Source organism: Bacillus sp. 1A (assembly GCF_052682215.1).
The window spans coordinates 4,250,188-4,273,883 of sequence record NZ_JBQYLZ010000001.1 but is presented as its reverse complement, the minus strand read 5'-3'; the positions used below and the strand labels follow the sequence as shown (position 1 = coordinate 4,273,883).

Here is a 23,696-nt window from a genome sequence, read left to right as displayed (position 1 = left end):
TGATGAGATGATACCGATTAAAGAAAAAATAGGGATTATTTTATCATGAAAAATGATGGTTAGTGGCTCTGTATGAAAGGATACATGAACATTTATTTACGTGGATTAGATCGAGAGGTAGCAACGAAGTCCTATTTGTGGTTATATCGAATAGTAACCTACAAAGAAGATTCGACCCGTTTTTTCTAATCTTGAAAGATATTTACAGCCATGACATCACATATTTTATTTATAATTGTAAATAATTATTAAAATGTATAAATGATGTTTTTTTATAAATAAAAAAGAAAAAAGGAAAAATAATGCAACTTTTGAATTTGTTTATTCGTGTTATATATGAAAGGAGGAGGGGGATGGAGATTGAAGAAATATATAAGGTTTATATAAACGATGTGTACCGGTATGTATTTTCCCTTTCTCGTAGCCATCACGTAGCGGAGGACTTGATGCAAGAGACTTTTTATCGAGCGTATCTTTATTTAGAAGACTATGAAAATCAAAAGGTAAAATCATGGCTTTTTAAAGTGGCATATCATACGTTTATTGATTTTGTTAGGAAAGAGAAAAAAGTAACCTTTGTAGGAACGGAGGAATTAGAGACAATACAAGCGAGGGAATCTACAGAAGAGTATGTAGTCGCAAAAAATAGTTATGAAAAGTTAATTCAGATTATTCATACTCTACCGGTAATAGAGGCACAAGTTATTTTATTATGTGACGTACATCAATTAACGTACGAAGAGGGTGCTTCTGTATTAGATTTAAAGTTAAATACGTATAAAAGTCACATGTTTCGCGGGAGAAAGAGATTAAAAGAATTGTTAAAGGAGGAAAAGAGTCAAAATGACAAATGATAAACCTCATTCTGAACAAGATGATTATAAAGAACTGTTACAAGAAGCTATTCATCAAAGACCGGCTTCACTATCTGATGGAAAACAAGAGCAATTGTTGAAAATAGGTAAAAAAAGAGCACGTATTACGAATGTTTTAATTGTATTTACTTTTTTACTACTTATTCAACCTATTTTATATATATCAACACTCTTATATTATACAGTGGCACCTACAAACGCAATGGAGATACGGAATGTAGTAAATCAAACGTTAAGTGTAACAGAACCAAATGTATTTTTGAAAGATAGGGACATGGAGCAAACGTTGTTACCGCTTAGTTTGCAATTGCATTTTGATTTGTATAAAAGAGTAGGAAAGAAAGATATTCGAATAGGAGAAGAGAAAACAGATTATGTATTTAGTAGAGCAACGAAAGTAAGCCGTGAATATACAACAGATGAAAAAATTCCAGAAATCCCGTATATAGACAACGAAGTATTGTCTCATCCTAATAATTATAATGCGTCCTATAATATTAGCGAAGAAGCGCAAGTATTAAAGGGTCTTCCGCAAGAATCTGTTGTAGAAGCATTTGTATCTTTTAGAGAATTATTAAGTGTACAAGAGGTAACAGATATGTTTCCTACTATTGATATTGTGTGGTATGCCGTTAATACAGGATTAGAGGAGAAGCAAACGAATGAAGAGGGTATGTATGTAGCCCCGATTGGCTTTCCAGCAGATATGATTTCAAGGCCAAGTGGTGCCTTTGAAAGTGATTCACCTCATGAGGAACAATTTATTGATGTGTTAAAGTCATTACAGAAGCATGAAGATTTAGCAGTGAAGCTATCTAGAGCGAAAGTATTAGAGTTGTCAAAGCGTATTTCTTTCCTTGAAAAAAATGGGGTGAAAACATACGGGGCAGTTGTAACTGGGCCTAAAGTAGAAGTTGAAAAATTGATGAGCCACGAAAAAGTTAGAAAATTGAAAGTAGGTGAAGCGAGGTTATGGAATTGGCATTCTTAAAAAAAAGAAAGAATCATATGTATAAACAGGAAACGTGGATGGGGACTATTTCATTAATTACTGCCTTTCTAGCGTTATTGTATTTGAACATTATATTGCTTATTCAAGAAACATTTATAGGTAAAGGTTTTCTGCAAATAGTTGGTATTGGAGTGGTGTGCTCAGTCGTAGGGATGATCACAAAAAGCAAAAGTCGAAAATATGCATTGTGGGCATGTAGTTTATTTGTTTTTATGCTATTGTTTGCTGTATTTGGATTTATGTTAGGTTGGATGATAAGCTTTGGGCCATAAATATGTGGGAAAGAGCGAATGTAGATTCGCTCTTTTTTGTATTGAAAGTAAAATAGCTAAGAGAAGAATCCATTAAATTTGAATGGATTGCACAATACATCTAGGTTGTGTTTTTATTAATATGTTTTCCTCTCAAGTGTATATAAATAGGCGATAAGTATAGTGCTAAAACAATAGCTCGTCCAAACATTGCGAATCCCTCTTACATAATATGTAGTAATAAACATGAAAGGGGAACTAGTATGTCTTGCTATTACTACTGTAAGTATTGTAAAGAGTATAAAAAGAAACAGCATGATTGTTGTAAGAACATGAGTAAGTGTAATGACAACGAGGAGAAGCTTGTTAGGGCATCTGCATTTAGAGCTAGAAATACGGTGAATCAAACGGTTCCTGCCAATACTTTTGTAAAGGTATTGTTCCAAAATGAACAATTTGATTTAGCAAATGAGTATAATCCAGTAACGTCTATTTTTATTCCAAAGACTAGGGGAGTTTACTCTATTATTGGAACGATTGGTTTCTTTCCAAACGATCCTAGCTTAAATTATAGAGCTCGTGTAGAAATTCGTGTAAATGGAAACGCAGCAATAGCTATAGATAATGACTTTTTCGGTCCAATAGGTTTTGGAAATGTAGTAAGTGTTTCGACGATTATTCAATTGAATGAAGGAGATCAAGTTGAGGTTTATGCACAAAGTAGCATAGACGGAGTTTTAAGTTCTTCGGAAGACGGCTCACATTTTGAAGCTGCAAGATTTCCTTCTCCAATTAAATAATGAAGAGAATAAAATACTTTTTAGTAGGTTTAGTTAATCCCCTTTACCGAATGGTGGGGGATTATTATTGTTTTTCTAAAATATACAAGTAAATAGGTTAAATGTAGTTTATTTCAGGAGCATTTCTCATGCTAGGAAGTAAGGTTGAAAGTGCTAGCTTATTATGAGTATTAGATATTCTGCAGGTAATAAAAAGAGTACAACGAAACAAGTAACATGGTTGTGAAAGTTCTTAGGCATTACATTCGCTAGTCGTCTTATGGAATAGAAAAGACATCTTAATTTATAAATACATAAAAGTCCGTATAATTACGGGCTTTTTCTTTACTATATAAAAATTACATATTTAACATAGGTATTGCTATTGTATGGAAAGGAATAACATTAAGGCGATTACACTATATAAAAATAAAAGAAATCCTAAGATGAGTAGTATTGGATGCAACTTGAACATGTTTGACCTCCTTGAGTATATAAAGATTTTAACGTATTACCCGAAAGAAGTCTCCTTCTTCAGGCGTGTGAAAGACGATAGTCTAGCGGCAGGTGGGAGATGAATTTCGGTTTGGTGTAGCCGAACGTTTGTTTTCCCTATTTATTTCGCCTCTGATATAATCAGTCTTATAAGAGGGGAATTTTGGTATAACAATGAAAGTAGATAATAATCTTGTAGTGTTCAGGTTGTGTGATCACCGTCATAGCTTATGGAAAATGAAGCGGAAAATGAGGTGAATGGATATGCCAAAGCAGAATAAGGCGTACAAATTTCGTCTGTATCCAACAGAAGAACAAGCGCATCTCATACGTAAAACATTCGGCTGCGTACGATTTGTATATAATAAAATGCTGGCTGAACGAAAAGAAGCATATGAAAAACACAAAGCGAATAAGGAAGAACTGAAGAAACAAAAATTCCCTACTCCTGCGAAATACAAAGTGGAGTATGAATGGTTGAAAGAAGTCGATTCCTTAGCGTTGGCCAACGCGCAATTAAATTTGCAAACTGCGTATAAGAATTTTTTTAGTGGTCAAAATGATTTTCCAACATTCAAAAGCAAAAAGAGTAGAAAATCCTATACAACGAATCGAGTAAATGGAAATATTATGTTATTTCATGGTTATATCAAATTACCGAAATTGAAAATGGTGAAACTGAAGCAACATAGAGAAATACCACCAAACCATATCATCAAATCGTGTACGATTTCGATGACACCAACTGGTAAGTATTACGTGTCTATTTTGACCGAATATGAAAAAGAAATCACGCCAAAAAAAGTAGAACGTGTAGTTGGATTAGACTTCGCAATGGCTGAATTATACGTGAGTAGCGAAGATGAGAAAGCCAATTATCCTCGCTTTTATCGTCAGATGTTAGAGAAATTAGCGAAGGCACAACGAGTATTAGCAAGACGTGTGAAAGGTTCAGAACGCTGGAATAAACAACGCATTCGTGTAGCGAAATTGCATGAAAAGGTCGCCAATCAACGTAAAAATTTTCTTCATCATAAGTCTAAAGAATTAGCTACGAGTTTTGACGTTGTAGCAATCGAAGATTTACATATGAAAGGAATGTCACGAGCACTTCGCTTTGGTAAGAGTGTAGCGGACAACGGTTGGCGGATGTTCACGACATTTTTAGCATATAAGCTACAAGAACAAGGAAAACAGCTTGTGAAAATAGATAAATGGTTTCCTTCTACAAAGATGTGTAGTAATTGTGGAAATAAAAAAGAAATGCCATTATGTGAACGCATGTATGCGTGTTTGTGTGGACTCACAATTGGCCGTGATTATAATGCAGCGATCAATATCAAAAAGGAAGCCATTCGCTTATTAGTGTTGGCATAAATAGTAACAAAATAACCTTTGGAACAAGGGAGTTAGCTCGGCTGTCCTAGGACAAATTCGTTAGCTATCAAAAGTAGCGATGAACCGAGAAGCCCCCACTTGGGGTAAGCTCGTAAGAGATACTAAGTGGTGGGTAGTTCACTACATCTATGGTCAATTTAGAAGGGAAATATATTAGATGAATATAATGTTTGGGTGAATACACTAATGTAACAGAGGAGTGAAAGTATAATAAATAAAGAAGTATTATTGAGTTCACATTGATTAAATTGTTTATAAGTAAGCAGGATGGGGGATCGCCTGTGAAATATAAAAGTAAACAGGTTTATATGTACAGGATGAGGGGAAAATAAAAAAAGAGCATACATAAAAAGTACGCTCTAAAGAAAGATAGGTTTTATGAGTGGATAATCTCCATACGATAATATATGTTCGGTTAACAAAAATGTGTGAAAAATCAATAGATTATCAATAGAATATCATGAAATGAGTAATTTTAATCTTTTACTGAAGTCGTTTAGCTAATCAAAATATGGATAGAACGGATTAACAATTGGATAATGATCGTACTTCAGTTTCGTATTTCTTATAGTCTGGATATTGGGTAATAGTTTGACACTTAGGTGTGGAAAGTTGATTAATTATAGAAACATTTGTAATTACCTCGTTACAAGGACCGAAAAATGTGATTTTTAGTTTTGAGTTTGGTGGAACTTTGACCACGATAGGTTTTTTTTTCATAAAATCAGCTCCTCATATGCAGTATCTTATTCTGCACTTTTTCGTTCAGATTATAAAGGCGTATTAATATAATATGAAATTTTAGTTGAGTTGATAATAATATGGGGTTTTATGGCGTGGTGAAAATGTGGAAAATGCATTGGAAACTGAGAATGTTCTATAAAATGTTTAATCGATATAATAGGTAAAAGCAAAAAATAAGTAATTTATCTAATACACTTTTTTCCTTGATACATATTATAGTAGTAAGACTTGTATTAGGAGGTAATGAAAGAGTGCAAGAAAATGTACAAGCTCAGCTTTCACCACCATGGATCACATATTTCAATGAGTTAAAAAATTCAATTGGTGCTGATCCAACTGTTTCAGTTGGTCCGCTAATTCCAGTTGGCGGGAATTATATTATATTAGTGCATGCGTTAAGTAATGAAAAAGCGATAGCGTTAGCAACGCTTCTAAAATCTTTTGTAGAATTTGGGAATGTAAGTGTAACAGTTATTGTAACTAATAATGAAAATAACATTGTAAATCCACTTCCATGTCCACTAGATGCATTTGAAATTGCTCATTTATTTCAAGTGGCGTTAGAAAATAATCCTTATTTTGAACAAGTTGTTGTACAGCCGCAGCTTCCTGGAGGATCAAATGTTGTCTTTCCAGTTTTTGCTGCGCAAGTGATTCAATTTTTTAATGATGATATTTCAAATTTATGTCAAACATTTACTGGTGTTGCTGCAAATGTATTTCATGATGTAATGAACGATGACATTTGTGATATCCCAATTTTATTCTCCACAAGCTGTGTTCCGAGCGGTGAGAGTGCACAATTACAAAATACAGATTTAACACCAAAACTGTTTTACTAGATTGTAAGTAGACATTTTCTTTAATAGAAAATGTCTTTTTTATATGTATTAACGTTACATTGTCTAGCTAATTGCGGATGGTGACTGAAATTTCCACTGATAAATATATAGCGTATAAAGATAGTATGTTTGATGCGAAAATATATAAGAAATGAAAGATAAATTATTTTCATGAATATAGAGTAACCGTAAGAAACACAGAAAGTTAGCTGTCATACATATGTTTATTAGTCTAAAGAAGATTAATATCGATGAGTAGTAATAATGAAAACGTTTCTAATAATAGCGCTAATGAAAGGTTAATTAATTGATATTATTTACTAATAGATGATAGTGCATATCTCGAATTTGTGAATGAACTGTATGAAAAATAAATAAAATTAGTGGAAGTTTAATTAAAAGATTATATGTTTTGAAAAATAATATAGATTCTTCTTATTTATATTATAGATAGCTAGTATTAGGCATAAGGGGCTTTTAATAAGACAAGCTTTGAATATGATATTAAAAAGGGGATGAATTGTATTGGGGTATATTATCGATATTTCAAAATGGAATGGAACTATTGATTGGGATATTGCAGCATCTCAGCTAGATTTAGTTATTGCTAGAGTTCAAGATGGTTCGAATACGGTAGATTTTATGTATCAAAATTATGTGAATGAAATGAAGAAACGCAGTATTCCATTTGGTAATTATGCATTTTGTCGTTTTATATCTATTGCTGATGCAAGGAAAGAGGCACAAGATTTTTGGAGTCGTGGCGATAAATCTGCTAAGTTTTGGGTGGTGGACGTAGAAATTCAAACGATGATGGATATGCAAGGGGGGACACAAGCGTTTATAGATGAATTACGCCGTTTAGGTGCGAAAAAAGTAGGGCTATACGTGGGGCATCACACGTATGTATCATTTGGAGCACGTAATATTGAAGTTGATTTTGTATGGATTCCTCGTTATGGAGGAAATAAGCCAGCATATCCGTGTGATATTTGGCAATATACTGATTCGGGAAATGTTCCTGGTATTGGGAAATGTGATTTAAATCAATTAATAGGAAAAAAGTCGCTTTCTTGGTTTATAGGATCGGATCAAGTAAATCAATCTGTTCAATCCGGCAAAGAGGATACACAACGATCAACTGGTATTGGTATTGCGGTTTCAAAATATTCTGATGGATATGGCATAAATCTATATGAAAATCCTGCGAATCCTCAGTTTACAGGTACAATCACTCAAAAAACTCCATATTTAGTCTTACATGGTTATTGGGGAGGCGCAAATAAAGATATGATTTGCTTAGGCAATGATAAACAGTGGGTATATGTAAAACATTTTGATGTGAAATGGTTTTATGCATCTTCAAAATATCCCGTTGGGTATGGAGTTAATTACTATGCAGAGCCTGAATGTATAAATTATAAAGGAAATATTGATGGATCAAAATCTTTTCGTGTGTGGGGCAGAGCCAAAAATGCGGTAGATATCGGGCAAAATAATTGGATACTGGAAGAACATGTAACTATTAAGAATCTATAGGAATACGTAAAGGGTCATTTTACTGATACATAGTAAGATAACATTTAATATTTGAACAAAAAGAACGTGATACATAGTTTATTCAAATGAAATGAATTACATGTAGAAAACACATTGTTAACACAAGTATATTGTATAGTTATTCTTATATAATAATAAAAGTGAGGTATTTTGAATTGAAAAAGAACAAGCTATTTTTAGGAACAATTATTTCATGCGTAGTACTGGCATTATCGGCATGTGGTTCCTCAGACAACGTAGTAACATCAAAAGTAGGCAATGTTACAGAAAAAGAGTTAAGTAAAGAATTAAGACAAAAATATGGGGAAAGTACTTTATACCAAATGGTGTTAAGTAAGGCGTTGTTAGATAAATATAAAGTTTCAGATGAGGAAGCAAAAAAACAAGTAGAAGAAGCAAAAGATAAGATGGGTGACAACTTCAAATCGACTTTAGAGCAAGTTGGCTTGAAGAATGAAGATGAATTAAAAGAAAAAATGAAGCCAGAAATTGCATTTGAGAAAGCGATTAAAGCGACTGTCACAGAAAAAGATGTAAAAGATAACTATAAACCAGAAATGAAGGTAAGTCATATTTTAGTGAAAGATGAAAAGACTGCTAAAGAAGTGAAAGAGAAAGTAAATAATGGAGAAGATTTTGCAGCTTTAGCGAAGCAATATTCAGAGGATACTGGTTCAAAAGAACAAGGCGGAGAAATAACTGGTTTTGCTCCAGGGCAAACGGTGAAAGAATTTGAGGAAGCTGCATATAAATTAGATGCAGGACAAGTAAGTGAGCCAGTAAAAACAACTTACGGGTACCATATTATTAAAGTGACAGATAAAAAAGAATTGAAGCCATTTGATGAAGTAAAAGATCAAATTCGTAAAGATTTAGAACAGCAAAGACTACAAGATACGACAGGTAAATGGAAACAGCAAGTAGTTAATGATTTATTGAAAGATGCTGATATTAAAGTGAATGATAAAGAATTTAAAAATACATTTGAATTTCTAGAAAAGAAATAATGATTGTAATTAGAAAAGGGAACCTATATAGGTTCCCTTTTCTAATTAGTGTGTGTGTTATAAATAGATAGTAAGACAATGTAATATTACATTTAAATATTAAGAATTACAATGGGAAATTATGGTTTTTTTCGAATGGGGGAAATACGTACTTCATAGAATGTTGATATTATAATGCTTTAATTGATTAATTTGATTGAAGTGAATAAAAATAATTTGAAGAATCATACATCATATATAAGCAAAGAAGAGCCTGATATGGCTCTCAGGCTCTTCTCTCAATAGCAAAGAATAAGTCTTTTAATTATTCTTCTACTATAGAATACACTAAAAATGTCTATTTGTGTAGAAAAATGTCGAAAAAATTATATGTCATATTACAAGTACAGAATATATGAAAATACTTTTTGAATAGAAAAAGAAGAGGGTCTTCCTAAAAATATGTTTGCTTCATTATCGTTAGTAAATTTAGATTATGCCGATTTGTGTGTAATTGATTTAAAAGAAGGTGGACTGGGATGTAGCGAATATAAACAATTGAAATATGTTGAACGAATGAAAGTAATATCGGAGTATGTGTATAGTATGATACTGAACGGGATGGAGAAGGTGCAAGGGCATGGAAAGTATAAGAAACAACGTGCAACAAGAATATTTCTCATACGAAAGGAAAGGCCTGGTATTTCATTATGAAATAGCCATAAACAAATTTGAACTAACTAATCTAAAAAACTCATAAAATCATCGGTGATACATACAATAGTATTAAAAAATATTGAGGTTATAGGAAGGGAAAAGTAGAACATTCTACTAAAAAAGGATGTTCTTTTTATTATGAAATTTTTAGGGGACGAATTAATTATTTAATAGATAAATATATTATGTAGGAGGAGAAAATATGAAAGTAATTTTTCAGAGAGAAGGCGGAGGGAAGGTTTTTGAATCGCATGATGAAGATATAAGTAACTTATTAGCTATTTTAAAAGAAACGAAAGGGATTAAGATTGGGATGGTTGACTATGAAGTATTAAAATACGAATTAGAGTATTTTCGTAACCCAAAAAAAGCAGTAACGGAGAGGGAATTACATATAATAGTACAACCAAAATATATGTAGTAAGGGGAGATTATGTATTCTTAAACAGTATGTACGAAAAGAGAGTGTTTACATTGCTCTCTTTTCTATAGAAATTTTGTGAGTTCGTTCTTTATAATATATGCTTTCATTTATAGTTGGTTAATAAACTTGAAAAATTAAAACTTTTATATAAGAAGTGAAAAGCTCATTTGATGAAGAAAAAATAAATGATGGATAAAAATATAATTTAAATCATTCCAAAAGAACGTAGGTTCGTGTATAATTGGAACGAATGTTCTTGTGTGTACAGATAGTATACGAATAAGAAATAAAGTGAAACTTTAATTAGCGGGGTGTTCATCGTCCGTTATGTATTAGCTTTCACCAATTAAGCGTTTACGGGCAGTTGATTTTCGTCTTACCTCCTCGCATATAGCGGATTTTGAGGTAGGAGCTTCACTACCTGTTAATGCGGGATAAATATGAGCCTAGCAATTATTAACGAATAATCGAGGAACAATATGTGTGAAATAGAATGGATAAATGATCAAGGAGATAAAGAAATGAATGATGTAAAGGTGCAGAAAGCAGAAAGAGAATGGGTTCCATTTACAGTAATGTCGGAACAGTTATTAAGTATGCGAAAGATTGTTGGAGAGAAGTTTAAAGTACAAAAACCGCTCTTAACAAACGAAGCAAAAGAGAGAATTTCTGATAAATTATTAACGTCATTATTGTCTGAGAAAGAAATATTGGTGACATATTTTGAAGATGGTTACATCCTTACAAGTTATATGACAGTAGTGCATATAAACCCACTAAAGTGCATTGTAATATGTACTGACGCATTTTATAAAACTTACGTATTTAATACTTCTGATATTATTGAAATAACGTAAAGGAAGCTGGAATTTCAATTTTAGCGTCCTTTACGTTATGTTAGATGAGGGATATAAATAATGAAAAGAAAAAGCAGCTAGCTTCATACTAGCTGCTAAGCCCCAGGGAAAGGGAGAAAAAGATAGGGTACTCCAAAAATCAATAATAGCTGTGTAACAGCCTGATTATAGTATAGACAAATTTATTATTCCTAAACAGTACGATGAAAAAATAGGACTAAGCTGTACCTACTTGGTTTTGATCTGCAAGGTCAGAATCAAAAGTATTAGTCGCGCTCACACCATTAAAAGTATTAACAACAAGACCAACATTTGAAGCACCAGATCCATTATAAGCCTTCGTATTTTCTTTCGGAGAAACATTGTAGAAATCACCTAAATTAAATGAACCGTTACTATTTTGTACAACTAAATTCCCTACAACTGAGGGCATAGTTTTCACCCGCTTTACAATCATTTGTTAACACTACTATATGGTCTTATAGTCCAAATGGTTCATGTAACAAAAATTGTGGAATAGTAAAACGTTTGAAGTGTAGCTTAATCCTACAATAAAAGTATGTTAAAATTAATGTAAGGTCGATTAATTTTAAAAAACAATTGTATAATTAATATATACAAAATCAAAGGAGGCAAAATGTAATGAATAATGTTATAAAAAAAGTAGATTTAACAGATGCAAAATCAAGTAATCTTGTTGCACTTATTTATAGCAATGAAGTTATATTGGTTGAAGAAGCATTTTGTCCAAATGAAATAAAATTAAAGTTTAATGAAATTGCAATTTTATCGGCTATTAAAACAGCACATATAATGAAAGTATCCATCAGAAAAGAACTGGAAGCAATTTTTCATGACACTGGTGTTTTATTTGTGAAGCATAGTGTTGATTATGGAAATAGTCAATCTATCACTATGCATTTTGAACAATTCAAAAAGTTGCAAAATGAGATTGAGAATTTAAATAAAAATAGGTAATCAGACTAGATGAAGATTCTGTCATAGAGGTGAACTGTTCTATGATGAAAAATTAGTTTGAAATTTTTTCAGATGAATCTCACTGTAAGCATAAATATGGTTTTATTAAGATGCAGGATAATGAAGATTTTAAAAGAAGTAATCTAGGTGTAGCTTTTATGTATCGGTGTGAGAAATGCGGGAAAGAGAAGCTGAAATATAAAAGCAATAACGAAATAAATAATGACTTTTTTGATATATAAGCAAGAGTAACTGTTATGGTTACTCTTTTTGCTTACATAAAAACTCCTACTAAAGTATGAAATGAGTTGATACTTTAGTAAATGGCTGAATGAAAAGGGAGAGTGCAAAATTTTATCCCGCTTTAATGGGCAGTAAGACCCCCGCCTCAAAATTCAGCGAAAGCAAAGAAGTTAGGTGGGGGATCAACTGCCCATAAAAGTCCGATTGGTTCAACTAATAATCAGTGGGGGATGAAGAAAACCCCCACTGATTAAAGTTTCACTTTATAAAGGAGGAGAGGTATATGCAGCGAAACGAAACTGGAAAAATTGTAATGATTACAGGAGTGACGCAAGGATTAGGTCGTGCAATGGTTGATCGATTTCATGAATTGGGATGGAATATATATGGCTGTGGACGTTCAAAAGATAAAATTGAAGAATTGAAAAAATATTACGGTAATATACATGATTTTCAAATAATTGATGTTTCAGACTCCCAGCAAGTAAGTAATTGGGCGAATTATATACTTCATAGATATAGAGCACCTGATTTGTTAATAAATAATGCATCGATTGTTAATAAAAATGCGCCACTGTGGAAAGTAACAGCTCAAGAATTCGAAAATGTAATGAATGTAAACGTAAATGGTATAGTAAATGTAATTAGGGCATTTGTCCCAGCGATGGTAGCTAGGAAAGAAGGAATGATTATTAATATGAGTTCTAGTTGGGGCCGAGAGTGAGAAGCTGAGCTGGCGCCATATTGTGCCTCAAAGTTTGCAATTGAAGGTATCACGAAATCTATGGCACTTGAATTATCCTATGGTATGGCTGTTGTTGCTTTAGATCCGGGCGGAAGTATCAGGACCCCAATGCTGTGTTCATGTGCACCAGAGTATGTAAATGAATCACCCACACCTGAAATGTGGTCACATCATTCGATTCAATATATATTAAATATAACAATAGATAAAAATGGAGCTTCATTGACATGCCCAGAATGTATGTAAATATATTTTGAATTGTATACGTATCTTTTAATTAGCATATTTTCAGTGATATACGCTTTTTTGTATGATTAACACGTTTTAGAATGCACAAAATTACATATAGAAAATAAATATGAGATAAAGGATGCCGTTTGTGTATGGCGAAAAAAGCACTAGAAAATTTCTAAATAGGTGATAAAAAATGAATCCAAGCGGTTTAAAAGTGACAGGAGCATGGTTTCAAGTAGGAGGAAATCTTACTGCGGCTATTGGGGCGACAAGAGGATTTATTGGAGAAGAGAAAGTTGAATCGAAGATTGTAATTGTAGGAAGCTCATTACAAGCCCTCGGTTATATATTACAAATAATAGCGAGTAATGATACCGGAGATGAAGCTGAAAGAGAAAATCAAAATATGTGTTTGGAGAATAAAAGTGAAATGCTTGATAAAATGGGCATTGAATTATTAGCATTAGGGAATATAACAAATGTAATAGGAACATATTTTAATATAAATAAACAATTGAAAGAGAATGATTATCTCATAATTGTCGGGAACAGTTTACAATCGATTGGTGCTTTTTTAGGAGTAGAAGCAGCTTTGCTTCAGATGAAAGCAATACAGAGAATTATAATACTAGGTAATTCTTTGCAAAGTTTAGGTGCGGGACTTCAAGCGTATCAAGGTATTATTAATGTATCAAAGAATGAAATAGAAAATGAAGGCAGTATGGTTGATAAGAAGAATGAGAAGATAATAGCACTCATTGGTATTTGGATACAAGCAATAGGAACTATTATTTCTGCAATTGGATTAACTATAATAGAGGAAGAAGAAAAATTAGAAAAAATAAATATATGAAAATACACATTTGATAAAGGTAGGGAAATTTCAATTTTACATACGTGGTAAGATTGAAGTAGTAGGTTTTTAGGCATATGAATAGAATATATAAGAGTAGAAAAGTTTTTCATGCTTAATTGGAATGTATGAAATATAAAAATAATTGGTTTTGTGAGCGTTTGAAAAGAAGAGAGATAAAAATACAAAATGAGGAGTTTTCAAGAGATGATGTATTTATTGGCAATTCTTCTGCCACCTGTAGCCGTATTATTTTGCGGCAAACCATTTCAAGCGATAATTAACTTCCTATTAACATTAATATTTTGGGTTCCAGGAGTTATACATGCGATATTAGTTGTACATGATAAAAAAGCAGATCGGCGTTTAAAAAAACAAATTCGAGCATATGGTGAAATTAATAAGAGGGATAGAAGGTAGCTAAGTCGTGAAATGATTGTAAAAAGAAAGGGGGACTACCTCCTTTCTTTTTTTCATTCTGTTTAAGTTTAAATTTTAGTATAGCGGTAAGAATTTTTAATATAAGTATTGTGATAATTAGTTTTAGACTGTGCGCTTAATAAACCGGTGTAAATGTTTTCAGGCACGTTAAAGAAATCATACGTTCCATTCTTTAATTGAATGCGTAAAATCATAGAAAAAGGATTATAGCCAACAGCAACAATATTTTTGGAACTCACGGGAGATAACTTCATCATTATGCAACTCCTCACTTTTCATTTTTAATAATTTCTTGTAGATGTTGAGGTTGTAGTGTTGAAATCCTTATAATTAAAGCGGTATTATACTTATATGCAATATATTAAATGTTCGTTATACGTAATGATAAGAAAGTTCACACGAAGTACATATCATTGTGCTATTTTTATTTCACCTTTGATTTATAAATAAGAAAATATTGACCATTTGAAAAAAAGGTATATTATTTATACGAGGTATGAAAAATTCACTTTTTACATTCTATGCTTCAAGGGGCAGCATTATTAGGAAAATAGAAGTGAAAATAGTTTGTATAAGAAGAATTCTAAAATTTATAATCTGTGAATTAGGAAAATATTGAATGCTCCAGGTCAATATACTTTCTTAATTAAATTCATTTTAGAAAGTGACCTCAATATTTTTAAGTAAATCAACGGGAGAATTGAAAGGCAGGAGAAAGTAACATGTCAGAAAATTATCGTTCTCGAGAGGAGCGACGACAAGTTAAAAAGAAAAAACAGCCAGCGTCTAAAACACAAAAACCAAAAGGTAAAACATCATTCTTTCGTAAGTTTTTGATTACATGTTTATTACTTGGTATTGTTGGTTTAGTGGCGGGGGTTGCTACCTTCTTCGTAATGATTAAGGATGCACCAAAACTTGAGAAAGCAAAACTTGTTAATCCGTTATCCTCAAAAATTTATGATAAAAATGGCGATTTGGTATATGAATACGGGAAAGAAAAACGGACGAATGTTACGTATGATCAAATTCCTAAATTAGTAGAAAATGCATTTTTAGCAACTGAAGATGCACGTTTTTATGAGCATAGTGGAGTAGACTTTAAAGGTACTGCCCGTGCTGTTTTGGTGAGTCTTAAAGGAGATTACGGTTCACAAGGTGGAAGTACAATAACGCAGCAGGTTATTAAAAACTACTTCTTATCGATGGAAAAAACATCAAAACGTAAAGTTCAGGAAATATATTTAGCGTATAAGCTAGAACAACAGTATTCAAAACATGAAATTTTAGAAATGTATTTAAATAAAATTAATTTAGGAAACCGTTCATATGGTATCGCAACAGCAGCACGAAACTATTATGATAAAGATTTAAAAGAGTTAACATTACCAGAAGTTGCGATGCTTGCAGGTTTACCAAAAGCGCCGAATAACTATGATCCAACGAAAACAGAAAATGTTCAAAGGGCAACAGAAAGAAGAAATGTTGTACTAGGATTAATGAATCGACATGGTTATATTACAAAAGCAGAAATGGAAGAAGCATCGAAAGTTTCAGTAACGGATGGTCTTAAACCTGCAACTGAACTTCAAGCAATGCCATATCCTGCATTTATGGATGCAGTTGTGAAAGAAGTAGAAAAAGAATTGCCCGATGCTAATATTGGCTCAGATGGTTTAGAAATTCATACAACTTTGGATCCAAAAGCACAGAAATTAGCTGATAATATTTTAAATACAAATATTATTAATTATCCAAATGATAAATTCCAAGGTGCTTTCACATTTATGGATACGAAAACAGGTGAGGTTCGTGCTATAGGTAGTGGACGCGGTGAAAATAAAGCAGTATTTAAAGGGCATAATATGGCAATTGAATTAGATCGTGCAGCTGGTTCGACGATGAAGCCAATCTTTGATTACGGTCCTGCAATTGAATACTTAAAATGGGCTACGTATCATCAAATTGATGATTCTCCATTTAAATATTCAACTGGACAAGAACTTCGAAATGCCGACAGAAGTCATTTAGGCCCAATTACTATGCGTGAAGCGTTAAAAATGTCACGTAACGTTCCAGCAGTTAAAACTGCAAAAGAAGTAGGACTTAATAAATCAAAGGAATTCTCTGAGAAATTAGGTATTACATTTAATAAACCGCTGGCAGAATCTACAGCTATTGGTACAAACGAAGTATCACCAACTGAAATGGCGGGTGCTTATGCGACATTTGGAAATGGTGGAAAGTATGCAAAACCGCATTTTGTTAAGAAAATAGTTTATCCAGACGGCAAGTCACAAAGTTTTGAGCAAAAACCAAAACAAGTTATAGCTGACTCTACAGCATATATGATTACTGATATGCTTCGTTCAGTAGTGACATCAGGTACTGGTACAGCGGCAAATATAAGTTCTTTAGATGTAGCTGGAAAAACAGGTACAACAAACTATGCTTCAAAACAATTAGCTCAATATAAAATTCCAGAAAGTGCAACTCGTGATAGTTGGTTTGCAGGTTATACGCCGCAATATACGATGGCAGTATGGACTGGGTATATGAAAGATGGTAAAGACGAGTATATTAGTAGTAAAAATACGAAAATTGCACAGTTGATCTTTAAAGAAATGATGAGCGAGATGGCTACAGATAAATCAAGATTTAAAATGCCAAGTAGTGTAATTCAAGAAGGTAGTGAGTTGCGTATAAAAGGGGAAAAACGTGATTCTTCTCCAAATACGAGCGTACCGGATACAACGGAACAACCAAAACAAGATCAACAGCAAAAAACTGAAGAAGAGAAAAAGCAAGAAGAATTAAAGAAAGAAGAAGAAAAGAAACAAGAGGATCTTAAGAAGCAAGAAGAACAAAAGAAACTAGAAGAGCAAAAGAAACAAGAAGAAGAAAAGAAACAAAATGAACAAAATAATGGAAATGGCCAAGGAACGACACCTCCAGCGAATAACGGAGGAGGCCAAGGAAATACACCACCTCCAGCAAATAATGGAGGAGGCCAAGGAACACCACCTCCAGCGAATAACGGAGGAGGCCAAGGAAATACACCACCTCCAGCGAATAATGGAGGAGGCCAAGGAAATACGACACCTCCAGCAAATAATGGAGGGGGTCAAGGAAATACAACGCCACCAGCGACCACACAACCAGATACTGGTGGGAATACAGGAGAGGCTCCTGCTAATAATGGGCAATAAGAAAATTTTATGAATAATATTAAAAAGCACTTAAGATTTGTAAACATTACAAATCTTAAGTGCTTTTTTCGTTTAAATGTTAAAAGTACCATAGAAATTTTGAAAATAAATGGAAGGGAAATGATAAAAAACTTGAGCCTGAGGTAATGGAGGATAACTTTGGCTTTGAAAGGTGGTACTACTTGGATGTGCGCCATGATGCCAAAATGAGGGAGTAACTTGACCTGGAATTTGATATTGTTGCCAAGTTGCAGGAAGTTCAATTCCTACATCGGAACTAGCTGTATGAACGGCTGGAACGTGTATCCCAGGAGTCGAAGGAACGACGGCTGTTACTCTTGAAGATACCCACATAACATAATCACTCCTAAGTTGTGATAATAAAGTAGTATATTCTTTTCACGCGTATAAAGGTACATATAGATAGGACTTTAGGCTAATGTATACTTATAAAGTTGTAAGACCAATTTATATTGATGGTGGACCATTATTATAAAAAGTTACGTCTATTTACGGAGGGAAAAGGGACTAAGAAAATGTAAAATGGAGGTGTTAATTGCAAGAATATACGTGTTTATGGAGGAATTTTAATGGAACGATTATGGACGAAATCATTTATTCAAATGACTTTCGCAATGTTATTTTTATTTACAGGATTTTATTTACTTGTACCAACGCTCCCGCTCTTTATTAAAGAGATAGGCGGCAATGAATCACAAGTTGGACTTATGATGGGAATGTTTACAATAGCAGCAGTTGTAATACGACCGATTATCGGAGGAATGTTAGATCAATATGGGAGAAGATCTTTTATTATTTTCGGACTCGTCTTTTTTGGGATAACGATGTATTCTTATAATTTAGCATCGACTATTGTTCTTTTAGCTGTTTTACGGGTTATTCATGGGGTGACATGGGCTGTTTCTACAACAGCTGTTGGAACAGCGATAACTGATATTATTCCAGATTCACGCCGTGGTGAAGGTATGGGTTGGTACGGGATGGCTATGACAATTGCAATGGCAATCGGCCCAATGATTGGATTATCGGTTGTACAACATTATTCATTTCACGGCCTATTCTTGTTGGCAACTCTTTTATCCTTTATGGCAGTCCTATTATCGTCCATGACGAAAACGCCATTCACACCACAAAAAGAAAAAGGGAAAATGCAGTTGTTTGAAAAATCGGTTCTATCCATTACAATTGTAGTTTTCTTTTTATCATTTGCATATGGAGGGATTACGACGTTTTTACCGCTATTTGCATCTTCAATCGATGTGAATCCTGGGACATTCTTTCTTGTATATGCAGTTGCTTTAACGATTGTAAGACCAATTTCAGGAAAACTATTAGATAAGTATGGAGAAGTATTTATCATACTCCCGGCATTATGTATTACTGTTATCGCGATAGTTGTATTAATGATTTCAAATAGTTTAATAGGGGTAGTTATCGCAGCTGCATTATACGGTGTTGGATTCGGTTCAGCACAGCCCGCATTACAAGCAGCGATGCTTACAATTGTTGACCCGAGTAAGAGAGGAGTTGCTAACGCTTCATTCTTTACTGCATTTGATTTAGGGATTGGACTTGGTGCGATTTTACTTGGAGTTGTTTCCCAAATGTTTGGTTACCGTATTTTATTTGCAGGTAGTGCAATTTCAGGACTAATCGCTTTCATTATTTTTGTCGTTTTTGTAAAACAGAGATTAGATAAAAAAGAATTTGCGTAAACGGGAGTAACAAAGATGAAAATTTCAATTGAACTTAACGATTTACAATGGTTAAAGGATAACATAATAATAGTTCAATTCAGCCGGACTATTCTTTAGGGATAGTTTCTGAGAAATCAGATGGGGAAATCGTGTCAGTTGAGAAAAAAGTCATTCTATTTTGGGAGATGTTTATAATCTTTGGTACTTTAAAAACTATCATTTAGTTAAATGTTACTATGAGGAAACGGAAGAAATTCAATTTAATTATGTGAAATAATAACTTTTTTAAAAATAAATAAGTTTTATATAAGAATTATATTGATGAGATAGTGAAATAGATATCATGTAGAAACGAGTTGTATATGTGTACAGCTCGTTTTTTTTATTTTCTTAAAAAAATTGGTCGAATGATATATTCTATGGGATTTTCTGAGTCATCCTTATATTTTGTTTTAATAAGACGCATAAAGAAGTCAGTCCTTTCTTTATAAAATGTGAAAATTATTTTTAGAAAATTGTATTGCTACATCGGTAAAAGTATAGGAAACTTATCATTATAAAATAAATTGAAATCTTCTAAAAACTCTGATACATTGAAATAGAAATGTAGTTTCACGATTTTGTAAAGGCTTACAGTTATGTGCACGAAGATCTATTAGGATTGGAGGAAATAATGATGAAAGCTGAAGAAAAATTTTCCCCGGGATTAGATGGTATAGTGGCAGCGGAGACGAAAATTTCGTTTCTTGACACAGTGAAAGGTGAAATTGTAATTCAAGGGTATGATTTAATCGAACTCTCAAAAACAAAAGAGTATTTAGACATTGTGCACCTTTTATTGGAAGAACATCTACCAAATGAGGATGAAAAAGCAAAACTCGAAAAGAAATTAAAAGAAGAATACGCGGTACCAGAAGGTGTATTCAACGTATTAAAGGCATTACCAAAAGAAACGCACCCGATGGATGGATTGCGTACAGGTGTGTCCGCATTAGCTGGTTACGATAATGATATCGAAAACCGCTCGTTAGAAGTAAACAAAAGCCGCGGGTACAAATTATTGAGCAAAGTACCAAACATTGTAGCGAATAGCTATCATATTTTAAATAATGAAGAGCCAATTCAGTCTCTTCAAGAATTATCATATAGCGCGAATTTCTTCTATATGTTAACAGGTAAAAAACCAACTGAACTTGAGGAGAAGATCTTTGATCGTTCCCTTGTTTTATATAGTGAACATGAAATGCCAAACTCTACATTTACAGCGCGCGTTATTGCATCAACGCAATCGGACTTATATGGTGCTTTAACAGGTGCAGTTGCATCTTTAAAAGGTAGCTTACACGGTGGTGCAAACGAAGCGGTTATGTACATGCTTTTAGAAGCTGGTAATGTTGAGAAGTTTGAAGAGTTGTTACAGAAGAAACTATATAACAAAGAAAAAATTATGGGCTTTGGACATCGTGTGTATATGAAGAAGATGGATCCAAGAGCACTGATGATGAAGGAAGCTTTAAAGCAGTTATGTGATGTAAAAGGTGATTATACACTATATGAAATGTGTGAAGCTGGAGAAAAGATTATGGAGAAGGAAAAAGGAATTTATCCGAACCTTGATTATTATGCAGCTCCAGTATATTGGATGCTTGGTATTCCAATTCAACTTTACACACCAATCTTCTTTAGCTCTAGAACAGTAGGACTATGTGCGCACGTAATTGAGCAACATGCGAACAATCGATTGTTCCGTCCACGTGTAAATTATGTTGGCGAGCGACATGTACTTAGTAAATAAGAACAACTGGGGAGTTGTTAGCGCCGCCCGCTAGATGGGTGTTTGACCGACACCCATCATTAATAATAACGAATTTTCGACAGAAAGGGAAGAATAGTATGATTAAAACAAATGAAATTAAACAAAAAGATGCATTATTAGAAGAAATTGCGGATTATGTATTAAATAAAGAGGTAAATAGCGCAGAAGCATTCAGTACTGCTCGTTACGTATTACTTGATACACTTGGATGCGGAATTTTAGCACTACAATATCCAGAGTGTACGAAATTACTAGGACCAGTTGTACCAGGAACGATCGTGCCGAATGGTACACGTGTACCAGGTACGTCATATGTGCTTGATCCAGTGAAAGGTGCATTTAATATCGGATGTATGATCCGTTGGTTAGACTATAACGATACTTGGCTTGCAGCAGAGTGGGGACATCCATCTGATAACTTAGGCGGTATTTTAGCAGTTGCAGATTATATTAGCCGTGTTCGTATTTCAGAAGGAAAAGAACCATTAAAAGTACGTGAAGTATTAGAAATGATGATTAAAGCACATGAAATTCAAGGTGTACTAGCTTTAGAAAATAGTTTGAATCGTGTTGGTCTTGACCATGTATTATACGTAAAAGTAGCAACAACTGCTGTAGTTGCAAAAATGCTCGGCGGAACACGTGAAGAAATCTTTAATGCATTATCACATGCATGGATTGATAATTCTAGTCTTCGTACATATCGTCATGCACCAAATACAGGCTCACGTAAATCATGGGCAGCAGGTGATGCAACAAGCCGAGGTGTTCATCTTGCAATGACTGCTCTAAAAGGTGAAATGGGATATCCAACAGCATTATCTGCACCAGGATGGGGATTCCAAGATGTATTATTCAATAAACAAGAATTAAAGTTAGCAAGACCATTAGAGTCTTATGTAATGGAAAATGTATTATTTAAAGTTTCATATCCAGCAGAGTTCCATGCACAAACAGCTGCAGAGTGTGCTGTGAAATTACATCCAGAAATTAAGGAAAGATTAGATGAAATTGATCGTATTACGATTACAACTCATGAATCAGCAATTCGTATTATCGATAAAGAAGGTCCATTAAATAACCCAGCTGATCGTGATCATTGCTTACAATACATTACGGCAATTGGTTTATTAAAAGGAGATATCGTTGCGGATGATTATGAGGATGTAGTAGCAAATGATCCACGTGTAGATGAATTACGTAATAAAATGGTTGTTGTTGAAAACAAACAGTACAGTTTAGATTACCTTGACCCGAACAAGCGCTCAATCGCCAACGCTGTTCAAGTTCATTTCAAGGATGGCACTGTAACAGAAAATGTGGAATGTGAATATCCACTTGGTCACCGTTTCCGTAGAGACGAAGCAATTCCAAAAGTTGTTCAAAAATTCACTGCAAATATGGCAGGTCATTATTCTAGTAAGCAACAAGAACAAATTCATGAAGTTTGTCTAAATGAAGAAAAACTAGAAAATATGAATGTAAACGAATTTGTAGATCTATTCTTAAATTAATAATAGGGGGAATTTAGAATGGCTTGGGTTGTGAATAAACAGTCAACACAAGAGGAGCTTGCGAATCGCTTCCGAGCTTTAGTAGAAGCAAATGAAATTTTGCAAATTCCAGGTGCTCATGATGCAATGGCTGCTCTTGTTGCGAAAAATACAGGTTTTTCAGCTTTATATTTATCGGGAGCTGCTTACACTGCAAGTAAAGGGCTACCAGATTTAGGAATCGTGACGTCTACTGAAGTAGCAGAGAGAGCAAGAGATCTAGTAAGAGCTACAGATTTACCGGTTCTTGTTGATATTGATACAGGATTTGGCGGTGTATTAAACGTAGCGAGAACAGCAGTAGAAATGGTGGAAGCGAAAGTAGCAGCTGTTCAAATTGAAGATCAACAATTACCGAAGAAATGTGGACATTTAAATGGTAAGAAACTCGTTACTACAGAAGAGTTAGTTCAAAAGATTAAAGCGATTAAAGAAGTTGCACCAAGCTTATATATTGTGGCACGTACAGATGCTCGCGGTGTAGAAGGCTTAGATGAAGCGATTGAAAGAGCGAACGCCTATGTAAAAGCAGGTGCAGATGCAATATTCCCTGAAGCACTTCAATCAGAAGAAGAGTTCCGTCTATTTAATAGTAAAGTAAATGCGCCTTTACTTGCGAATATGACTGAGTTCGGGAAAACGCCGTATTATAGTGCAGAGGAATTTGCGAATATGGGCTTCCAAATGGTTATTTATCCTGTAACTTCACTTCGTGTTGCAGCGAAAGCATATGAGAATGTGTTTACTTTAATTAAGGAAACAGGTTTTCAAAAAGATGCACTTTCAAGTATGCAAACGAGAAGTGAGTTATATGAAACAATTTCATATCATGACTTTGAAGAACTAGATACTGGAATTGCAAAAACAGTATTATCAGAGGATCAATAGATAAAACAACTAAGGCGATGAGAATACATCTTTGGCAAAACGAACTGCTTGATGTGACAATTCATCGCCTTCTGTTTT

Annotated in this window: 24 protein-coding genes and 2 pseudogenes; 22 read left to right on the top strand and 4 right to left on the bottom strand. The window is 33.7% G+C overall.

Annotated elements, in window-relative coordinates; genetic code table 11:
* The first annotated feature begins 353 nt into the window (after positions 1-353).
* The 5 genes from ACUN0F_RS21835 (at position 354) to ACUN0F_RS21815 (ending at position 4,789) form a co-directional block, all read left to right on the top strand.
* Entirely contained in the window at positions 354-854 is a 501-nt protein-coding gene (locus ACUN0F_RS21835) for a sigma-70 family RNA polymerase sigma factor (RefSeq protein ID WP_445540143.1), read from the top strand.
* Positions 844-1,866 carry an anti-sigma factor gene (locus ACUN0F_RS21830; RefSeq protein ID WP_445540142.1) on the top strand — a complete coding sequence of 341 codons (1,023 nt, stop codon included), beginning with the start codon at positions 844-846 and terminating at the stop codon, positions 1,864-1,866. Before ACUN0F_RS21835 ends, ACUN0F_RS21830 begins: the two co-directional genes overlap by 11 nt.
* Positions 1,848-2,159: a hypothetical protein gene (locus ACUN0F_RS21825; RefSeq protein WP_000417669.1), complete on the top strand. Its 312-nt coding sequence runs from the start codon at positions 1,848-1,850 to the stop codon at positions 2,157-2,159. The genes ACUN0F_RS21830 and ACUN0F_RS21825 overlap by 19 nt, the downstream gene beginning before the upstream one ends.
* Before the next feature lie 242 nt (positions 2,160-2,401).
* Entirely contained in the window at positions 2,402-2,938 is a 537-nt protein-coding gene (locus ACUN0F_RS21820; protein ID WP_001278091.1) for a C1q-like domain-containing protein, read from the top strand.
* A gap of 738 nt (positions 2,939-3,676) precedes the next feature.
* Positions 3,677-4,789: an RNA-guided endonuclease TnpB family protein gene (locus ACUN0F_RS21815; protein WP_445540141.1), complete on the top strand. Its 1,113-nt coding sequence runs from the start codon at positions 3,677-3,679 to the stop codon at positions 4,787-4,789.
* 546 nt (positions 4,790-5,335) lie between these two features.
* On the opposite strand, the gene ACUN0F_RS21810 is transcribed toward ACUN0F_RS21815, so the two are convergent.
* Positions 5,336-5,530, bottom strand: a complete 195-nt coding sequence (locus tag ACUN0F_RS21810) for a hypothetical protein (protein WP_000729006.1) — start codon at positions 5,528-5,530, stop codon at positions 5,336-5,338.
* Between the two features lie 275 nt (positions 5,531-5,805).
* On the opposite strand from ACUN0F_RS21810, the gene ACUN0F_RS21805 reads away from it, so the two are divergent.
* From ACUN0F_RS21805 to ACUN0F_RS21780, 6 genes are all read left to right on the top strand, one after another.
* Positions 5,806-6,396 carry a hypothetical protein gene (locus ACUN0F_RS21805; RefSeq protein WP_001157700.1) on the top strand — a complete coding sequence of 197 codons (591 nt, stop codon included), beginning with the start codon at positions 5,806-5,808 and terminating at the stop codon, positions 6,394-6,396.
* Positions 6,397-6,921: 525 nt separating this feature from the next.
* A complete protein-coding gene (locus ACUN0F_RS21800; RefSeq protein ID WP_046955718.1) occupies positions 6,922-7,935 on the top strand; it encodes a glycoside hydrolase family 25 protein in 1,014 nt (337 codons plus the stop codon).
* Positions 7,936-8,111: 176 nt separating this feature from the next.
* Entirely contained in the window at positions 8,112-8,963 is an 852-nt protein-coding gene (locus tag ACUN0F_RS21795; protein WP_000739690.1) for a peptidylprolyl isomerase PrsA, read from the top strand.
* A 441-nt stretch (positions 8,964-9,404) separates the two neighbouring features.
* On the top strand, positions 9,405-9,656 hold the full coding sequence (locus tag ACUN0F_RS21790) for a hypothetical protein (RefSeq protein ID WP_327973656.1): 252 nt from the start codon (positions 9,405-9,407) through the stop codon (positions 9,654-9,656).
* 205 nt (positions 9,657-9,861) lie between these two features.
* Positions 9,862-10,080: a hypothetical protein gene (locus ACUN0F_RS21785; RefSeq protein WP_000864293.1), complete on the top strand. Its 219-nt coding sequence runs from the start codon at positions 9,862-9,864 to the stop codon at positions 10,078-10,080.
* Positions 10,081-10,604: 524 nt separating this feature from the next.
* Positions 10,605-10,940 carry a YolD-like family protein gene (locus ACUN0F_RS21780; RefSeq protein WP_001000636.1) on the top strand — a complete coding sequence of 112 codons (336 nt, stop codon included), beginning with the start codon at positions 10,605-10,607 and terminating at the stop codon, positions 10,938-10,940.
* A gap of 217 nt (positions 10,941-11,157) precedes the next feature.
* On the opposite strand, the gene gerPF is transcribed toward ACUN0F_RS21780, so the two are convergent.
* Entirely contained in the window at positions 11,158-11,373 is a 216-nt protein-coding gene (gene gerPF, locus ACUN0F_RS21775; RefSeq protein ID WP_445540140.1) for a spore germination protein GerPF, read from the bottom strand.
* A 209-nt stretch (positions 11,374-11,582) separates the two neighbouring features.
* Here gerPF and ACUN0F_RS21770 point away from each other — a divergent pair, with 209 nt between their 5' ends.
* From ACUN0F_RS21770 to ACUN0F_RS21750, 5 genes and pseudogenes are all read left to right on the top strand, one after another.
* The gene (locus tag ACUN0F_RS21770; RefSeq protein WP_001066867.1) at positions 11,583-11,918 is read left to right on the top strand and encodes a hypothetical protein; all 336 of its coding nucleotides are present in this window, start codon (positions 11,583-11,585) and stop codon (positions 11,916-11,918) included.
* 62 nt (positions 11,919-11,980) lie between these two features.
* The gene (locus tag ACUN0F_RS21765; protein WP_223266021.1) at positions 11,981-12,160 is read left to right on the top strand and encodes a hypothetical protein; all 180 of its coding nucleotides are present in this window, start codon (positions 11,981-11,983) and stop codon (positions 12,158-12,160) included.
* Positions 12,161-12,444: 284 nt separating this feature from the next.
* A pseudogene (locus ACUN0F_RS21760) lies at positions 12,445-13,152 on the top strand (SDR family oxidoreductase).
* 181 nt (positions 13,153-13,333) lie between these two features.
* Positions 13,334-13,993: a DUF6944 family repetitive protein gene (locus ACUN0F_RS21755; RefSeq protein ID WP_088092652.1), complete on the top strand. Its 660-nt coding sequence runs from the start codon at positions 13,334-13,336 to the stop codon at positions 13,991-13,993.
* Between the two features lie 207 nt (positions 13,994-14,200).
* Positions 14,201-14,413: a YqaE/Pmp3 family membrane protein gene (locus tag ACUN0F_RS21750; protein ID WP_075311851.1), complete on the top strand. Its 213-nt coding sequence runs from the start codon at positions 14,201-14,203 to the stop codon at positions 14,411-14,413.
* A 68-nt stretch (positions 14,414-14,481) separates the two neighbouring features.
* On the opposite strand, the gene ACUN0F_RS21745 is transcribed toward ACUN0F_RS21750, so the two are convergent.
* Positions 14,482-14,691, bottom strand: a complete 210-nt coding sequence (locus tag ACUN0F_RS21745) for a KTSC domain-containing protein (protein ID WP_046955725.1) — start codon at positions 14,689-14,691, stop codon at positions 14,482-14,484.
* Positions 14,692-15,156: 465 nt separating this feature from the next.
* Between ACUN0F_RS21745 and ACUN0F_RS21740 the strand changes: the two genes are divergently transcribed.
* Positions 15,157-17,643 carry a PBP1A family penicillin-binding protein gene (locus ACUN0F_RS21740; RefSeq protein WP_445540139.1) on the top strand — a complete coding sequence of 829 codons (2,487 nt, stop codon included), beginning with the start codon at positions 15,157-15,159 and terminating at the stop codon, positions 17,641-17,643.
* A 72-nt stretch (positions 17,644-17,715) separates the two neighbouring features.
* Here ACUN0F_RS21740 and ACUN0F_RS21735 read toward each other — a convergent pair whose 3' ends face one another.
* Complete coding sequence (locus tag ACUN0F_RS21735) at positions 17,716-17,997, bottom strand: hypothetical protein (protein ID WP_046955727.1); 282 nt, start codon at positions 17,995-17,997, stop codon at positions 17,716-17,718.
* A 236-nt stretch (positions 17,998-18,233) separates the two neighbouring features.
* Between ACUN0F_RS21735 and ACUN0F_RS21730 the strand changes: the two genes are divergently transcribed.
* The 5 genes and pseudogenes from ACUN0F_RS21730 (at position 18,234) to prpB (ending at position 23,618) form a co-directional block, all read left to right on the top strand.
* Positions 18,234-19,379, top strand: coding sequence for an MFS transporter (locus ACUN0F_RS21730; protein WP_046955728.1), 1,146 nt, complete (start codon positions 18,234-18,236; stop codon positions 19,377-19,379).
* 68 nt (positions 19,380-19,447) lie between these two features.
* Positions 19,448-19,638, top strand: a pseudogene (locus tag ACUN0F_RS21725) (hypothetical protein); the annotation flags it as partial.
* Between the two features lie 396 nt (positions 19,639-20,034).
* Entirely contained in the window at positions 20,035-21,156 is a 1,122-nt protein-coding gene (gene mmgD, locus ACUN0F_RS21720; protein WP_445540138.1) for a citrate synthase, read from the top strand.
* Positions 21,157-21,254: 98 nt separating this feature from the next.
* Positions 21,255-22,691 (top strand): 2-methylcitrate dehydratase, encoded by a 1,437-nt coding sequence (gene prpD / locus ACUN0F_RS21715; protein WP_000598116.1) that lies wholly within the window; start codon positions 21,255-21,257, stop codon positions 22,689-22,691.
* 18 nt (positions 22,692-22,709) lie between these two features.
* Positions 22,710-23,618 (top strand): methylisocitrate lyase, encoded by a 909-nt coding sequence (prpB, locus tag ACUN0F_RS21710; protein ID WP_445540137.1) that lies wholly within the window; start codon positions 22,710-22,712, stop codon positions 23,616-23,618.
* Positions 23,619-23,696 lie beyond the last annotated feature (78 nt).

Excerpts from the sequence above, each read along its gene's own strand:
- ACUN0F_RS21835 (WP_445540143.1), top strand. The coding sequence starts at position 354 with ATGGAGATTGAAGAAATATATAAGGTTTATATAAACGATGTGTACCGG.
- ACUN0F_RS21830 (WP_445540142.1), top strand. The coding sequence starts at position 844 with ATGACAAATGATAAACCTCATTCTGAACAAGATGATTATAAAGAACTG.
- ACUN0F_RS21825 (WP_000417669.1), top strand. The coding sequence starts at position 1,848 with ATGGAATTGGCATTCTTAAAAAAAAGAAAGAATCATATGTATAAACAG.
- ACUN0F_RS21820 (WP_001278091.1), top strand. The coding sequence starts at position 2,402 with ATGTCTTGCTATTACTACTGTAAGTATTGTAAAGAGTATAAAAAGAAA.
- ACUN0F_RS21815 (WP_445540141.1), top strand. The coding sequence starts at position 3,677 with ATGCCAAAGCAGAATAAGGCGTACAAATTTCGTCTGTATCCAACAGAA.
- ACUN0F_RS21810 (WP_000729006.1), bottom strand. The coding sequence starts at position 5,530 with ATGAAAAAAAAACCTATCGTGGTCAAAGTTCCACCAAACTCAAAACTA.
- ACUN0F_RS21790 (WP_327973656.1), top strand. The coding sequence starts at position 9,405 with ATGTTTGCTTCATTATCGTTAGTAAATTTAGATTATGCCGATTTGTGT.
- ACUN0F_RS21785 (WP_000864293.1), top strand. The coding sequence starts at position 9,862 with ATGAAAGTAATTTTTCAGAGAGAAGGCGGAGGGAAGGTTTTTGAATCG.
- ACUN0F_RS21780 (WP_001000636.1), top strand. The coding sequence starts at position 10,605 with ATGAATGATGTAAAGGTGCAGAAAGCAGAAAGAGAATGGGTTCCATTT.
- gerPF (WP_445540140.1), bottom strand. The coding sequence starts at position 11,373 with ATGCCCTCAGTTGTAGGGAATTTAGTTGTACAAAATAGTAACGGTTCA.
- ACUN0F_RS21770 (WP_001066867.1), top strand. The coding sequence starts at position 11,583 with ATGAATAATGTTATAAAAAAAGTAGATTTAACAGATGCAAAATCAAGT.
- ACUN0F_RS21755 (WP_088092652.1), top strand. The coding sequence starts at position 13,334 with ATGAATCCAAGCGGTTTAAAAGTGACAGGAGCATGGTTTCAAGTAGGA.
- ACUN0F_RS21750 (WP_075311851.1), top strand. The coding sequence starts at position 14,201 with ATGATGTATTTATTGGCAATTCTTCTGCCACCTGTAGCCGTATTATTT.
- ACUN0F_RS21745 (WP_046955725.1), bottom strand. The coding sequence starts at position 14,691 with ATGATGAAGTTATCTCCCGTGAGTTCCAAAAATATTGTTGCTGTTGGC.
- ACUN0F_RS21740 (WP_445540139.1), top strand. The coding sequence starts at position 15,157 with ATGTCAGAAAATTATCGTTCTCGAGAGGAGCGACGACAAGTTAAAAAG.
- ACUN0F_RS21735 (WP_046955727.1), bottom strand. The coding sequence starts at position 17,997 with ATGTGGGTATCTTCAAGAGTAACAGCCGTCGTTCCTTCGACTCCTGGG.
- ACUN0F_RS21730 (WP_046955728.1), top strand. The coding sequence starts at position 18,234 with ATGGAACGATTATGGACGAAATCATTTATTCAAATGACTTTCGCAATG.
- mmgD (WP_445540138.1), top strand. The coding sequence starts at position 20,035 with ATGATGAAAGCTGAAGAAAAATTTTCCCCGGGATTAGATGGTATAGTG.
- prpD (WP_000598116.1), top strand. The coding sequence starts at position 21,255 with ATGATTAAAACAAATGAAATTAAACAAAAAGATGCATTATTAGAAGAA.
- prpB (WP_445540137.1), top strand. The coding sequence starts at position 22,710 with ATGGCTTGGGTTGTGAATAAACAGTCAACACAAGAGGAGCTTGCGAAT.